This is a genomic window from Aequorivita iocasae, assembly GCF_016757735.1.
In the GTDB taxonomy this organism is placed as follows: Bacteria; Bacteroidota; Bacteroidia; order Flavobacteriales; family Flavobacteriaceae; genus Aequorivita; species Aequorivita iocasae.
Genome location: NZ_CP068439.1, coordinates 1,739,003 through 1,753,863, shown reverse-complemented (window position 1 = coordinate 1,753,863; position 14,861 = coordinate 1,739,003). Strand labels below are relative to the sequence as shown.

13 protein-coding genes are annotated in these 14,861 nt (G+C 39.3%); 6 read left to right on the top strand and 7 right to left on the bottom strand.

What is annotated here, in order from left to right; genetic code table 11:
- Positions 1-32: 32 nt before the first annotated feature.
- A complete protein-coding gene (locus JK629_RS08070; protein WP_202335153.1) occupies positions 33-1,106 on the bottom strand; it encodes a 2Fe-2S iron-sulfur cluster-binding protein in 1,074 nt (357 codons plus the stop codon).
- An 83-nt stretch (positions 1,107-1,189) separates the two neighbouring features.
- Positions 1,190-1,759, bottom strand: a complete 570-nt coding sequence (locus JK629_RS08065) for a TetR/AcrR family transcriptional regulator (RefSeq protein WP_202335152.1) — start codon at positions 1,757-1,759, stop codon at positions 1,190-1,192.
- A 68-nt stretch (positions 1,760-1,827) separates the two neighbouring features.
- Between JK629_RS08065 and JK629_RS08060 the strand changes: the two genes are divergently transcribed.
- The 3 genes from JK629_RS08060 to JK629_RS08050 all read left to right on the top strand — a co-directional run bounded on the left by JK629_RS08060 (position 1,828) and on the right by JK629_RS08050 (position 4,373).
- Positions 1,828-3,591, top strand: coding sequence for an aromatic amino acid hydroxylase (locus JK629_RS08060; protein WP_202335151.1), 1,764 nt, complete (start codon positions 1,828-1,830; stop codon positions 3,589-3,591).
- Positions 3,592-3,626: 35 nt separating this feature from the next.
- Complete coding sequence (locus tag JK629_RS08055; protein ID WP_202335150.1) at positions 3,627-3,932, top strand: rhodanese-like domain-containing protein; 306 nt, start codon at positions 3,627-3,629, stop codon at positions 3,930-3,932.
- 114 nt (positions 3,933-4,046) lie between these two features.
- Positions 4,047-4,373, top strand: a complete 327-nt coding sequence (locus JK629_RS08050; protein ID WP_202335149.1) for a thermonuclease family protein — start codon at positions 4,047-4,049, stop codon at positions 4,371-4,373.
- Here JK629_RS08050 and JK629_RS08045 read toward each other — a convergent pair.
- From JK629_RS08045 to JK629_RS08035, 3 genes are all read right to left on the bottom strand, one after another.
- Complete coding sequence (locus JK629_RS08045) at positions 4,368-4,982, bottom strand: DUF4230 domain-containing protein (protein ID WP_202335148.1); 615 nt, start codon at positions 4,980-4,982, stop codon at positions 4,368-4,370. The two genes, JK629_RS08050 and JK629_RS08045, sit on opposite strands and share 6 nt — an antisense overlap.
- Positions 4,983-5,063: 81 nt before the next feature.
- Positions 5,064-7,823, bottom strand: a complete 2,760-nt coding sequence (locus JK629_RS08040; RefSeq protein ID WP_202335147.1) for a TonB-dependent receptor — start codon at positions 7,821-7,823, stop codon at positions 5,064-5,066.
- A gap of 88 nt (positions 7,824-7,911) precedes the next feature.
- Positions 7,912-8,784, bottom strand: coding sequence for a GLPGLI family protein (locus tag JK629_RS08035; protein WP_202335146.1), 873 nt, complete (start codon positions 8,782-8,784; stop codon positions 7,912-7,914).
- Positions 8,785-9,045: 261 nt separating this feature from the next.
- Between JK629_RS08035 and JK629_RS08030 the strand changes: the two genes are divergently transcribed.
- The 3 genes from JK629_RS08030 to ppk1 are packed head-to-tail and all read left to right on the top strand — an operon-like array spanning position 9,046 to position 12,562.
- The gene (locus JK629_RS08030) at positions 9,046-9,846 is read left to right on the top strand and encodes a hypothetical protein (RefSeq protein WP_202335145.1); all 801 of its coding nucleotides are present in this window, start codon (positions 9,046-9,048) and stop codon (positions 9,844-9,846) included.
- 2 nt (positions 9,847-9,848) lie between these two features.
- A complete protein-coding gene (locus JK629_RS08025) occupies positions 9,849-10,463 on the top strand; it encodes a deoxynucleoside kinase (protein ID WP_202335144.1) in 615 nt (204 codons plus the stop codon).
- Between the two features lie 59 nt (positions 10,464-10,522).
- Positions 10,523-12,562: a polyphosphate kinase 1 gene (gene ppk1 / locus JK629_RS08020; RefSeq protein ID WP_202335143.1), complete on the top strand. Its 2,040-nt coding sequence runs from the start codon at positions 10,523-10,525 to the stop codon at positions 12,560-12,562.
- Here the strand turns inward: ppk1 and JK629_RS08015 are convergent.
- Together JK629_RS08015 and JK629_RS08010 are read right to left on the bottom strand one after the other, a co-directional pair.
- Positions 12,552-13,550, bottom strand: a complete 999-nt coding sequence (locus tag JK629_RS08015; protein ID WP_202335142.1) for an App1 family protein — start codon at positions 13,548-13,550, stop codon at positions 12,552-12,554. The genes ppk1 and JK629_RS08015 overlap by 11 nt on opposite strands.
- A gap of 6 nt (positions 13,551-13,556) precedes the next feature.
- A complete protein-coding gene (locus tag JK629_RS08010; protein ID WP_202335141.1) occupies positions 13,557-14,822 on the bottom strand; it encodes an MgtC/SapB family protein in 1,266 nt (421 codons plus the stop codon).
- Between the last annotated feature and the right edge of the window lie 39 nt (positions 14,823-14,861).

Sequence of the window (14,861 nt, the reverse complement as noted above, 5' to 3'; positions counted from 1 at the left end):
CTTTAAGCTTTAGGCTATATACCATAAGCTAATTATACATCAAAATCAACTTTTACTTTTTCCGAAGTGGGCACAGCTTGGCAACTCAGTACAAAGTTTTGCGCCACTTCCTTTTCTTCCAAAGCATAATTTATTTTCATCTCTACGCTGCCTTCCAAAATTTGGCATTTGCAAGTGCTGCAAACCCCACCTTTGCAGGCAAAGGGCAAATCAGCACCTGCAGCAAGAGCGGCATCGAGGATATTATCAAAATCTTTAGTCATTGTGAATTGAAATTCTTTTCCTGCATCTACAATGGTCACTTCCACCCCTTCCACATTTTGCTGCGACAAACGTTCGGCGCGTTTTTTATCTTCTTCGGTCAATCCGGTTACGAACAATTCAAAATGAATCAATTCCTTCGGTAAACCTGCATCAATCAAATAATTGCTCACATAGCTAACCATTTCTTCGGGACCGCACAAAAATACTTCGTTTGTATCCGGAATATCGATGAAATTCTTAATCAGCACTTTCATCTTTTCATCGTCAAAACGCCCGTTGAAAAGCTCGATATCTCGACGTTCCTTTGTAAGGAAATAATAGATTTCCAGTCTTCCGAAATATTCATTTCGAAGCTGCTCCAAAGCTTCTTTAAAGATAATGGATTTCGCCGTTCTATTCACATAAAACAGCTTGCAAGTGGAATTCGGTTCAAGCGCCAAATGGGTCTTTATCATTGAAAGCAAGGGAGTAATCCCACTTCCGGCGGCAAAAAACAGATAGTTTTTGGCTTTTTCAGCTTCAATTTCCACCCCAAACATCCCGCTTGGCTCCATAATTTCCAACGTATCCCCAGCCTGCAATTTTGAATTTACAAAAGTTGAAAATTTACCCCCAGGAATCATTTTTACGGCAACCTGCCATTGCTTATCAATCGGGCTGGAACACAAACTGTAGGACCTACGAGTATCTTCCCCGTCAATATCGGCTTTTAAGGTTAAATGTTGCCCTTGTCTAAAATTGAAATTTTCAGCCAAATCTGAAGGCACGTCAAAAGTGATCACCGAGCAATCGTCGGTCTCTTTGTAAACGGCCTTTACTTTTATTTTATGAAATTTTGCCACCTGTTTTTTGTCGAATTAAGCTAACAAAACTAACGCTTGTTAGTTAGAATTGCAAATCTCTGTAATTTTCAAATCTATACCTATTAAATTATTCCCTTTATCAACACCGAAACCATATCTTTTTTCAAAATATTCACGTCCAATTTTCCGCGTTTTTGATACCATAAATACAGCGTTCGCAATGTGGAAAGTATCGAGAATAGAATCACTTCGGGATGATATGGCTTTATTTCTCCAGCTTCAATTCCTTGTTTTATAATGCTTCGGAAATTTTCTTCATAGTCTTCCCGCATTTTCACGAAAGCTTTTAAATCTTCACTTTCCAAATGCATCCAATCGTTGTTCAAGGCCGCAAGTGCTTCGGAATGATTTACCGTAATATCAATGTGCATTTCAATAACCTTTTCAACCTTATCAATTGCAGTAATGTCCTCCGAAACCACTTTTTTCATTCCTACCGTAAATTCTTCAGATACCTTTAAAATGATTTCGGAAAGAATTTCCTGCTTCCTGTTAATATGATTGTAAAGACTCGCAGCCTTTATGTCCATTGCTTTTGCGATGTCTCTCATAGAAACAGTTTTGTAGCCTTTGTCCTTAAAAAGACGGGAGGCTACCGCAATTATTTCCTCTTTTCGGGAGATTGTTTTCATAGATGATGCAATATAGGAATTTTAAGGTTTCCCATTAATTTTAAAAGTAAACACAGTACTTTTGGACTATGGAAAGCAAGATTGAAACCAACGACCTGCTGGACCGGTTACCGCCACACTTAAAACAATATATAAAACCACAGAATTATGAGCAATACACGCCCATAAACCAAGCAGTGTGGCGCTATGTAATGCGAAAAAACGTGGATTATCTGGCCAAGGTTGCACACGAAAGTTACGTGGAGGGTTTGAAAAAGACCGGGATTTCCATAGATGAAATTCCATCGATGTATGGGATGAATCGTATTTTGAAAGAAATAGGTTGGGCTGCCGTTGCTGTTGACGGATTTATTCCGCCCAATGCTTTTATGGAATTTCAGGGGTATAAAGTTCTTGTAATTGCCAGCGACATCCGCCAGCTGGAAAACATAGAATACACTCCAGCCCCCGATATTATTCACGAAGGCGCGGGCCATGCCCCCATTATTGCAAGTCCCGATTATGCCGAATATCTGCGGCGTTTTGGGGAAGTGGGCGCAAAGGCAATTTCCAGTGCGCACGATATTGATATGTATGAAGCTGTTCGTGAGCTTTCGATTTTAAAGGAAGCAGAAGGTATCTCTCAGGAATTGATAAATGCGGCCGAAGCCCGTGTGGAGGAACTTCAAAACAAAAAAGTAAAACCTTCAGAAATATCCTTGATCCGAAATTTGCATTGGTGGACTGTTGAATACGGAATGGTTGGCACGGTTGAAAACCCAAAGATTTATGGTGCAGGATTGCTATCTTCCATTGGCGAAAGCGTTTGGTGCATGAAAGAAGAAGTGAAGAAAATTCCCTACTCTATTGAGGCGGCTTATCAAGATTTCGACATTACGAAACCACAGCCACAACTTTACGTAACGCCAGATTTTGCCTATTTGCAGGAAGTTTTGGAAGAGTTTGCGAATACCATGGCCGTTCGGAAAGGCGGTTGGCGTGGCTTGAAAAAACTTATAAAATCGAAACAGCTCGGCACGATTGAAATTAGCACGGGACTTCAAATTAGCGGTCACTTTTCACGAATGATCAAAAACGACGATAACGAAGTTGTCTATTTTGAAACTGAAGGCGAGACCGCACTCTCATACCGTGAAAAAGAAGTAATCGGTCACGGAATAGTTCGGCATAAAAGAGGGTTTCGTTCGCCATTGGGGAAATTAAAGGGAATCAATCTAGCCATTGAAAACATGGGGCCGCGCGATTTGCAGGCATATAATTTTTATGATGGAAAACCGATTTCCTTCGAGTTTGAAAGCGGAATAACCGTTGCAGGTTTGAACGTCACCGGAATTCGAAACCTTCGCGGGGAACTGATGCTCATTCAATTTACGGACTGCACTGTAAAATATAAAGACGAAGTGTTGTTTTCTCCAGAAATGGGCGATTTCGATATGGCCGTGGGCAAAGAAATTGTTTCCGCCTTTGCGGGCGCTGCAGATTATCATTCTTTTAATTTAGTGACGCACAATGCTACCAGCGAAACCATCAGACCCCAACTTTCTGAAAAGGAAAGTGAACTGAATTCCCTTTACAAAGGGGTTCGGGAAATTCGTAATTCTGAAGAAATAGACGCGACAAAACTTCAGCAATTCTTTAAAATTTTAAAAGAAAATCATCAAACCGATTGGCTGCTTCCACTGGAAATTTATGAATTGGTCGCACAATCTCATTCAAATTTTTCCGAAGAAGTTTTAAAGCATCTTTTAAATTTGAAACAACCGCGACCAAAAGTTGCTCATTTGATTGAAGGTGGATTGGCACTTTTAGAAACAAAAGAAATTATTAATTAACACTTCGACAAGCTCAGGGTGACAAAATATATTATATGGGACTATTTGATTTTTTATTCGGAAACAAAACAAAGAAAATACAGGATTTTAAAAGCCGCGGCGCTATAATCGTAGATGTTCGTAGCAAAGGCGAATATGAAAGCGGCGCCATTCCCGGGTCTAAAAACATTCCACTACAGCATCTTTCGTCAAAAATTGGCGAATTAAAAAAATTGAATAAACCCGTAATTGCCTGCTGTGCCAGTGGTATGCGCAGTGCGAGTGCGGCGGGAATTCTAAAAAGTAACGGCATAGAGGCCATGAACGGCGGTGGATGGTTTAGTTTGAGCCAGAAATTATAAGCCCTATAATATTCCCCGACCCTCCTGAAAGAAGCGAGAAAATTTCTTTATTATTTTAAAGTGTTGAATTTCAGTTTTTTGTAGTTTTATAATAACTAACGAAAAAATGAAATTATGTATCAATACAAAGCAAAGGTTATAGACGTTTATGATGGAGATACCATTACCGCGATGGTAGATTTAGGGTTTTACCATTTTCAGCAAATGAAATTTCGACTCTATGGAATAGACACTCCAGAAATTAGAGGAGAGGAAAGAGAAAAGGGATTAGTGGTTCGCGATATTGTGCGGGCTATGATTCTGGATAAGGAGGTTACCATAAACTCTTATAAGGACAAGCAGGAAAAGTACGGTCGCTATCTCGCAAACATTATTATAGACGGCGTTGATTTGAACCAATGGCTAGTGCAGAACGGGCATGCAAAGGAATATATGCTATAGTTTCAGCTTTTGCAGCTCCGCTTCGTTTTCGACTATTGTGGAATTGTATTTAAGCGTCCACCCCATTGAGTTGGTGAGAATATAAATTTTCTGAAGTTCAGAAATTAACCTGTTTTCGGCATTCGTGCGCAATTCTGAAGCTTCAATCTTTTTTCGTAGCGACTTTTCAACCCGGCTTTTTATTTTGTTGTAATCTGTTGCGGTGAACTGGTTTAAGTAATCTTGTGTAACATCGTAATACTGTATGTTTGGATTTATGGAAAGCTCCGGTTCGGGAATATTTGTAATGGTCACCGTCTTTGTAGTTTCATCAATATCAGTTTTCACTTCACTTAAATCATAGGCAATTGTTGCCTTGGCATTGACCACAATCAATGCCCTTTTTCGCGCGTCGAATAGGCCGTACATCAAATCCTTGCTGTCGCTATAACTAAAAACCTGCGCATAACTCCCTTCAGTAACAATTAACTTGCCCACGTTTTTCAGTTCTTTTTGAATCAGTGCCGTGTTGGCTTCCAATTGTTCGCGATTGTCTTTTCGGTTTTCACAATAACGAAGACCGAAGACGATAACAAAGGCGATTACAATTCCGAGAAGGATATTTCGCATAGCGAGAATTTTTTATGGAAAGATATGAAATTTGAGCTGCAGTTAGCAGTGGCGGTTTCCAGTTTAACGGAATATTATATTCTACAAATCATATTTTATAACGAACATCACAATACGGGGCATCACAAAATACTGCGAAGTTGTGTTGAATTGATCATTAAAACTATCGTTATTAATGGATTCGGTATCGAGAATATTTGTTGCCTGCACGGAAAATTCCCACGGACTTTCGCCGTTTTGGTAATAGAGATTTGCGTTAAAGAAAGAGTAGCTGTTCTCTATCGTTTTGGCCTGATTCGTATAATTGTAATAATCCCACTCCGCAAAAAGATTGAAGTTTTTCAAAAACCGAATATTTACATTGGCATAGGGGCGATTTGTAAAAAATATCTGGGTGGAACCGCCGTTGTCGTAATCATTTTTCATAAAGCGATAGCCCACTTCAAAATTTGGAAAACTCTTGAAATTACTTAAGACACTGGCGTTATAATTCTGCGTAAAACTTTCACTTGCGCGGATTTCCCTGTTAATGATATTGTTAGTCTTGCTCAAGAAAACGGCCGCATCAAGCTTGAACTGTACCTTCTTAATTGTTTTGCTAAACCGTCCCACAGCTGAAAACGTTTCGTCGGGAAAATTGCTGTCAAAATTAATGGCTCTGCTCACTTGGCTTATTCCCACCAAATCTGTATCCGTCTTGATTGCATCGATGCGTCGGGTATAACTTAAATTTCCGCCGATGTTGGTGTAGTTGAAAAGATTAAAACTGAAATAGGTTAAATTATAACTGTGCGAAAGCGAATTTTCCAGTCCCCGATTTCCGCGGAATAGACGGTTGTAATTATTGAAAACGTAGGCTTCGGCATAATTATTAACATCGCTGTATTCTGAAGTGATTGCATAGTTAAAACGCAAATTTTCACTTTTCTTCAATTCCAAAACTACATTCACATCGGGCAGAACCCTCCAATCGTTTTGAGTGGAAGTGGCGCCCAATTGCTCGTTTTTCAGATTATAATTGTGAAGCGTAACGCCCGGATTAAAGATAAATTTCCCGCTTTTCAACTTATAATGAAGTCCAAAAAAAGCATCGGTAAAAGTATAGGTTACATCATTATTGAAATCATTATCGGTAAAATCATTTTGGTTGGCATTATCCAAAACCTGGAAAATTGAAGAATTGAATTTTTGGTGGCTATAGGTAGTTCCAACCGTAAAATTTAAATTGCACACATTGTTGAGAACATAGTAATAATCTACCTTTGCGTCCAGCTTGTTGCTATTTACCGTTTTGTTTTGATTCACATTATATCGATCAGCTTGTTCCAAAGGATCAAAAGTATCAGCATCACTATTAAAAGGATCCAACGGATTTATTTGCGTAAAAACGCCACGAAACGGAATGGAATCCTGCACAGCTTGATAAAACGGATCTTCGTTTTGATAGAGATGCTGAACTTCTGCTGCAAAAATGTTTTTATCGTTTAAAGTATAGTAAGCATTTGCCGTTTGATTGATGGAAAAAGGCTTGTTTTCCTTCACTTCTTCAATGTCGTTTTCATTACCGCCCACTATAGAAATGGTGGCGTCGTCCTCCGTTTGCTTTGAAGTTTTGATAAGTGCGTCGTAATCCAACTGAAAATTTGTGTTTGGTTTATAGGTACTGCTCAATTTCAGCATCGCCAATTGGTTGCGTTGGTCGTTATTAGTACTGGTGTTTTCAGTGATTCCTTCTTCAATAAACTGCCGAATGGAATTGTTTACAATGTTTGTTTTGTTGTCGCTCAAAATTCCAAAGCCGCTAATATCCAGTTTGTCGTTTACCGCATAACTGAAATTTCCAGCAACAAATTTTGCATCGATACTTTTTGCACGATCGTTCTGTGAAACAGCAAAACCGAGGTCGCTATCGCTAATTCTAAAACTGGTTCCACCGCCTTTATTGAAGTTTTTAAAACCACCTGTAAAGTTGAAATAATCCCGAAACGTAAACGGCACCTCCCCAATATTGTTGAAATCCGTAATTACGTTTATACTGTATTTTGGGCTGTAATAGAAGAGCTTCGGATGCACCAAATAGCGTCCGTTATCGTCACCGTATTCATCGGCAATTCCTGCGCCGGCAGTAACTTCTCCAAACCAAAAATTTTTCTTCCCTTCTTTCAGTTTAATGTTTATGGCCACATTGTCGCGATCGTTGCCAAGGCCGCGCATTTGGTCTACTTCGTTATAATTTCTTAAAACCTCCACTTTATCAACGGCATCGGCGGGAATATTTTTTGTTGCAAGTTTACTATCGCCATCAAAAAAATCCTTTCCCTCTACCATTACTTTACTCACGGTTTTGCCCTCTACTTGAATTTCACCTTCATCATTTACCTCAACACCGGGAAGTTTCTTCATTACATCGCCCAGCTTTCTTTCATCTCCGTTTGTGAAACTATCAGCATTGTAAACAATGGTGTCACCTTTTACGGTTACCGGCATTTCGTAGACAATTTCCACATCGTCCAATTGGTTTTCCTGTGGATTTAAAATGAAATCCAAATCAATATTTTCCGAATTAGCGGTAACATTAACGGTTTGCTCCTTTGTTTCATATCCCAGAAAGCTTGTTCTTAAAATATACGTATTTCCTTTCGGAAGATCGAGTTGATAACGCCCTTGGTAGTTTGTGATTCCGTAGGATTCTGTGGCTCCCGAAGATTTTATGGACGCAATAACATTGGCAAATTCCAGCGGATTCCCAATGCTGTCTTTTATGGTTCCTTTTACTTTTATGCTTTGGGCTGAAAGTGAAAAGGAGAAAAGCAAATAAAAAATTGTAATGAATTTATTCATTGAAATTTCATTCGATTTAATGGGAAAGGGAATGGTTTAAACATACAAAACGGAAGTTTTCACTAAATGCACAAAGTGGCATTTCTAATTAAAATCCTCCACCGCGACGTCCATTGCCCCCACGATTTTGAAAGTTTTCACGAAGCTCGTCTGTTTTCTCTTTTACGATTTTTACATATTCCTCGCGGGTTACTTCTTTTCCTTTTTTGGGAGGTTCAATTTTTTCAGCTTCTTTTGGGTTCATCACTATTTTGGAACATAAAAGTGTGGTTCTATAAACGTTCAGTTCCAAAATAAGTCCGGGCAGTCCGGCATATTCCCCGGGGCCGTTGCTCACGGGAATTTGTGGGGTAAACCAAGCCGTAACTTCAATTTCCTCTGGAATTTCAATCATATCCATCGGGTCTTGTGGTTGCGTAGAATCTTTTTTTACTTCAGCATTTTCTTTTTCGTCCTTCTTTTTTGGGCGCGCCATGCTGTAATCATTGGGATCTACTTTTTTAACAGCCGTGGCTTTAAAAGCGATGTATTGCCCAATGGTTTTGGACTCCTTGGTTATTTGCCAATCTAAATGCTTAATGGAATCTGTCACTAAAAATTGTTTTCCGAAAAATTCGTTCTCTTCCACAATCTGCCCTGTTTTAAGATTTTTATACTGAGCACCCGGTGTGTAGCTGCTCATCATCATCTTAAATCCGGGATTCATAGATGCGGCATCCAGCTTTTCCTGTTCTTTATATATTGATTCTTCTTTATTGAAAGTTAAAATGTAGGTTTTCTCCAAAGCACTTTTCATCATTTGGGCGACGGTTTTTTTCATCTCCTCGCTCATTTCACTACCTCCGCCAAGAGCATCCATATCTACCGTGGTTTTAGATTCATAATAGGCTTGGCCGCTAATGTTTTGGGCATTGGCGGTAAAGGAGAAAAATAATAGAGCTATTAAAATATATCGTATCATAAAGAAGGTTTTGATGGTAAATGTCAAAGTTAAGACACTTTGATTAAAATGTTTAAAATTAGTTTAATTTGTTTGAACAAATTGCTGTCCATTACCACTAAGACGAACCAAGTTATAATCTGTTACATTATTTTCCGTTTAAATAAAACCTTCATTTTGTAACTTGCCAACTTTATGAAATGCCATTAACAGATTGTAAATCCCGAACGAAGATGTATGTTGGGGCATTCCATCTTCCTATTTCTTAAATATCTAATACAGATGAAACAGCTTGTCTTTCTTTTTCTGCTCTTTTGCCAACTTGGCATTGCCCAAAGCGTTACTCTTGAGAGCAAAGTTCCTTTTGTTGCCGATAGGTTTATTGGTTTTGACAATTACAAGAACGCTTATTTTATTAAAGACCGTGTACTGCACAAGCAAGGTCCCGATGGCCTTTTTCTTTTTAATGATCTGCAGTTGGGACGAATAACTTCAGTAGATATCATTAATCCACTCAAAGTAATTGCCTTTTTTCAAGATACAAACACGGTGGTGATGCTGGACAATAAACTTAATGAAATAGAGCGCATCAATTTTAACAACCTGCCCCAGTTTTTAAACGTAAGCACAGCTACCAATGCCGGAAACAACAGCCTTTGGCTTTTCAATGTAGATACGCAGCAATTGGAAATGTATAATTACGGCTCTAAATTGCAGACCGTAGTTTCACAACCCTTTCCGGGAAAATTGCTTTCGCAGGCAAGCAACTTTAATTACTGTTTTACACTGACTGAAAAAAAACTGCGCGCCTTCAATATCTATGGAAGTATTCTCAATGAAATACCTTCAGATGGTTACGAGAAAATTATTCAGCAGAATGAAAACCTAATTGCTTTAAAAGAAAATTCACTGTATTACCTCCCTGATTTTGCTAGACGAAATGAAACAATAACCCACACAACCGTTCAGCTGAAATTACCCGAAATAACAATTAAGGACTTGCAGCTTACCAATGATTTCCTGTATATTTATGACGGCAAAAATTTGCAAACTTTTAAACTAACCACCCCAACTAAAAAATAGCTATGCACGTTGCAATTGCAGGAAATATAGGTTCCGGAAAAACCACACTTACCCGTTTATTGGCAAAACATTACAAATGGCAGGCCCATTATGAAGATGTGGAAGACAACCCCTATTTGGACGATTTTTACAACCAAATGGAGCGGTGGTCATTCAACCTGCAAATCTACTTTTTGAACAGCCGCTTTCGTCAAATTCTCGAAATTCGTGAAAAAGGTAAGAACGTAATTCAAGATCGCACTATTTACGAAGATGCCTATATTTTTGCTCCAAACCTACACGCCATGGGCTTGATGACCAATCGCGATTTTGAAAACTATCGTTCGCTTTTCGATTTAATGGAAAGTGTTACGGAAGGGCCAGACCTCCTTATCTATTTACGCAGCAGCATTCCGAATTTGGTAAATCAAATACACAAGCGTGGGCGCGATTATGAGAATTCTATTAGCATTGACTATTTAAGTCGCTTGAACGAACGTTACGAAGCGTGGATTCATAATTATGACAAAGGAAACCTTATTATTTTTGATGTGGATAACATAAATTTTGTGGACGACCCCGAGCATTTAGGCCAGGTAATCAACAAGATAGATGCGGAACTTCACGGGCTGTTTTAAACCTTAACGTTTCCCTTACAGTATCCTATCTGTAAAACCATTATTTTGCCATATATACTATGGCATCACTCTACAACAATAAATTTTACCACCGCGACCTTTCGTGGCTTCGCTTTAATCACCGTGTTTTACAGGAAGCGGCAGACGCGCGCAATCCGCTTTACGAACGCATCAAATTTTTGGCAATATTTTCATCCAATCTGGATGAATTTTTCCGGGTTCGGGTTTCAGACATCCGACAAATAAAAAACATTGAAAAACCGCTTCGGAAAAAGTTGATCACCAAACCCAATAAGGTTTTAAAGGAAATCAAAGCGCAGGTAGATATTCAACAAAATGAATTCGGCAGAATTTTCAATGAAGAAATAATTCCGCAATTGGCTTCCGAGGGAATTCACATCATCCGTCACGAGGATTTTTCTGAAGAACAACAAAAAATTGCAACCGAATACTATGAGGAAAGTCTTAAACAGATTACCGAAATAAGTTGCAATCCCTGTACGGAAACGCAATCTGTATTTGTTAAAAACGAAAGGCTTTACTTGGCTGCCCAAACCGCGGAAGACAAATTTTTAATGGTGGAAATTCCGGATACAGAGCCACGTTTTTTTGTATTTCCTTCGGAAAACGATAAAGAGTTTAATATCACTTTTATTGATGACATTCTCAAATACAACCTTCAAAAAGAGTTTTCAGAAGAAAGGGATTCGGCATTCCATTCCCTTAAAATTTCCCGTGATGCTGAACTTTATATTGAAGATGAATTCTCCGGCAATTTGATGGAAAAAATAAAGGAAGCACTTCCCAAGCGTGATACTGGGCAGGCTACCCGGGTATTAATAGATCCCGAAATGCCAGAAGACTTTAGGGAAATATTGAAAAAAGCTTTAGATGTAAACCATACTGATGTAGTCTTGGGCGGTCGCTACCATAACTTTAAGGATTTTATGCAGTTTCCCAACCCAACACAGAAGAAACTATCCAACGAAAAGCTCCCACCGCTCCCCCATCCTGTTTTGGCAAACTGCGATTCTATGTTTGAAGCAATCGATAAAAAAGATCAATTGCTGCATTACCCATATCAAAGTTTTAAACCGGTAATCAAACTAATGCAGGAAGCGGCAAATGATCCACAAGTTAAAACCATAAAAATTACCATTTACCGTGCCGCGGACGAGTCTGATTTGAACGATGCCATTGCCCTAGCCGCCAAAAACGGAAAGGACGTAACGGTTTTTATAGAAGTGAAGGCGCGCTTTGACGAACACAACAATTTAAAATGGGGCGCAATTTTCAGAAAAAATGGTGCCCGTGTTATATATAGTTATCCAGATATAAAGGTGCATTCCAAAATACTCTATATGGAAAGGGAAGTAGGTGAAAAAACCAAACGCTACGCCTACATTGCCACTGGCAATTTCAACGAAAATACCGCTACCCTTTACACAGATTTTGGGTTGATGACCGCGCATAAGAAAATAACCAAAGACCTTAAAAAAGTATTCATGGTCTTGGAACGAGACATGATTGTACCTAAAACCAAACAATTATTGGTTTCGCCATTTACAACGCGGGAAAGGTTTACCGCACTTGTGGAAAAGGAAATTGCCCTTGCAAATTCGGGAAAAAAAGGCTTGATTATTTTAAAGATGAACAGCCTACAAGATGAGGGCATGATAAAAGAACTGTACAAAGCCAGTAATGCAGGGGTAGAAGTGCGATTATTAATACGCGGAATGTGTTCATTGGTTTCTGGAATTGAAGGCCAGAGTGAAAATATTTACATTACCAGTATTGTTGACCGTTTTCTGGAACACGGAAGAATCTATATTTTCGGAAACGATGGCGACGAACAAGTTTACATTGGTTCGGCAGATTGGATGACCCGCAACTTGACCCACCGCATTGAGGTAGTAACGCCCATACTGGATGAAGACCATCAAAAGACCATTCGGGACATTATAAATTTAGAGTTGAACGACAATGTAAAAGCCCGAATTATTGATGCCGAACAAAAGAATGAATATGTAAAAAATTCAGAAAATGAAGTGCAGTCGCAACTTGCTATTTATGATTACTTTAAAAGCCTTACTGAATAAAACCAAATTCTCTAGCATGCGCAATGGCTGCTTTGCTGTTTTCAACCAATAGTACGGGCACGGTTTCATACTTTTCAAAAAGACCCTTTACGCGAAGCATTTTCTTTTTGTGATTAACGTTTCGCAAATAAATGGCCAGAATACGTTCTGGATGCGCTTCGGCAATTTCAATATAAATATCAGGGTCGTGTTCGCCGCTGTCACCTATCAATACAAATGGCAATTTGGGATACGTTTTAAGGATGTTTATAATTTCCTTTTGTTTTTGCGGCTTTTCCGGTTTGTACTTTTTGGCAAAGGGATTTACAAAATCACGGAGCAAAATGGGGCCTTTCGGAAAATTGTTCTTCTGAAGAAATACTTCCAAATAACGGTACAGATTCCACGGGCTGTGGCTTACATAGAAAACCGGATTGCACTCGCTTCCCGATTTTCCATCGTGTAATTGATGGTAAAATGCTGCTGCCCCTTCCAAGGGAATTCGCTTTTCGGCTCTTTTAAAAAAAGTGTTTTTAACCACCGCCCATTTAAAAAATGAAGTGAGCCCCGTGTGGAGAATGGTATCGTCAATATCACTGATAACACCAAATTTTGCTTCTTGGGAAGGGATTAAGATTTCACCTTTAAAACTATTATTCTGTTGAATTTTTCTTCCCTTAATTTCTTCTGCGAATGAAATAGAGTAATGAAGCCAACCTTCGGCATCCGTTAAAGGAAGTAAGTTTTTAATAGTTGCATCAATTAAAAAATACCCCTGGGAATCTGTAACTGTTTCCAGTGTCCTTCCATCTGCGAGTGAAAGGATGAGTTTGGCATTTTTTACCTTATCGGTTTCAAAACGTTTCCAACTGTTCCAAAGCAGATTGAAAAAGCCAGTCTTGGAAAGATCGATACCTTCATCCTGTATTGCCCTGCCTTTTATATACAGATGGCTCGCAGTGCCGTAACTGTGAAAGGTAACAATTTGAATCGGGTCTTTTTTGAACATACGCAATTATAGGTGCCAAGCTTCTGGCCAAAGCCACATTAACAATAATCCAAACGTGATGGTTATCCCGAAAGAAATACCAATCCACTTGGCTAATTGACGCGTGCCAAGAACGGCTGCCATAATTCCTTTAAAGAGTAGATTGGAAAGTGTAGCAAGTAAAATAAGACGCCAACCAGTGGAAGTATTAAGCCCACCACCTTTCATCAATTGTGAAAGGGAAAGTGTAATGGCGTCCACATCGGTTAGCCCGCTGATAATTGCGACTACATATAGTGCCTCATTTCCAAATTCCTCCTTCGTAAAAGCCACTGCCAATAAAATACCGCCATATAAAAGTCCAAAGATCAAGGCACTTTTGAATTGCGCCGGATTTTTGGGTTCGGGCATTTTTTCGTTCCCGCCATTTTTGGATATAATATAAAACAAGCCAACACACAGCAGCGCCATAAGTACAAAGACCGTTATAAGCGGTAATACTATTTCTGGCAATTTTTCTGGAATTACCACGCCTACCTCAACCAAAACCCTTATCAAGGCAACCGCAGAGGCAGCGGTAATAACAAATGCCGCCATTTTATTAATAGCTTCCGCATCCTTGGTTTTTCGGGCATAGCTTACGGTAGTAGCAGTGCTGCTAATAAGACCACCCAAAATTCCGTTAGAAATAATACCCACCTTCTTGCCAACAAATTTATATATGAAATAACCCACAACGCTTATGCCTACAATCAATGTTACCATTAGCCAAATATTTTGTGGATTCAACACATCGAAGGGTCCATAGGTTTTATTGGGCAAGAGCGGTAGAATTACCAAGGAAATCCCCGCAAAGGTCATAATGGCAGCTAGGTCTTTTTCCTTGAGGTTTTCAATAAAATTGTGGAGACGTTCCTTTACGTATAGCAGAATGGCCATAGACCCTCCCACTATAACTGCCACAATCCTATCACCCATAACCAAATAAGCGCCCACGGCAAACATAAGCAAGGCGGCTACCTCAGTGGTTTGACCGACATCGGTATCGTTCAATTTGTTGAGTTTTATGACATTCGCAGTAACTAACAGGGCAGTTATACACATTCCTAGAACGGGAAGTAGATAGGGATTATCAAAGTCACGGGCCAAAAAAGCCGAAATAACCCCCATAACCGAGATGAGGGTAAAGGTACGCACACCGGCCATTTCGTGGTCGCTTTTCTGCCTCTGGAGCCCTACGAGCATTCCCAGCCCAAAGGCAATAGCCAAAGTAACAATGTCGTGATAATTCATAGCAGCACCAAGATAGTAAATTTCTTAAATAAAAAAACC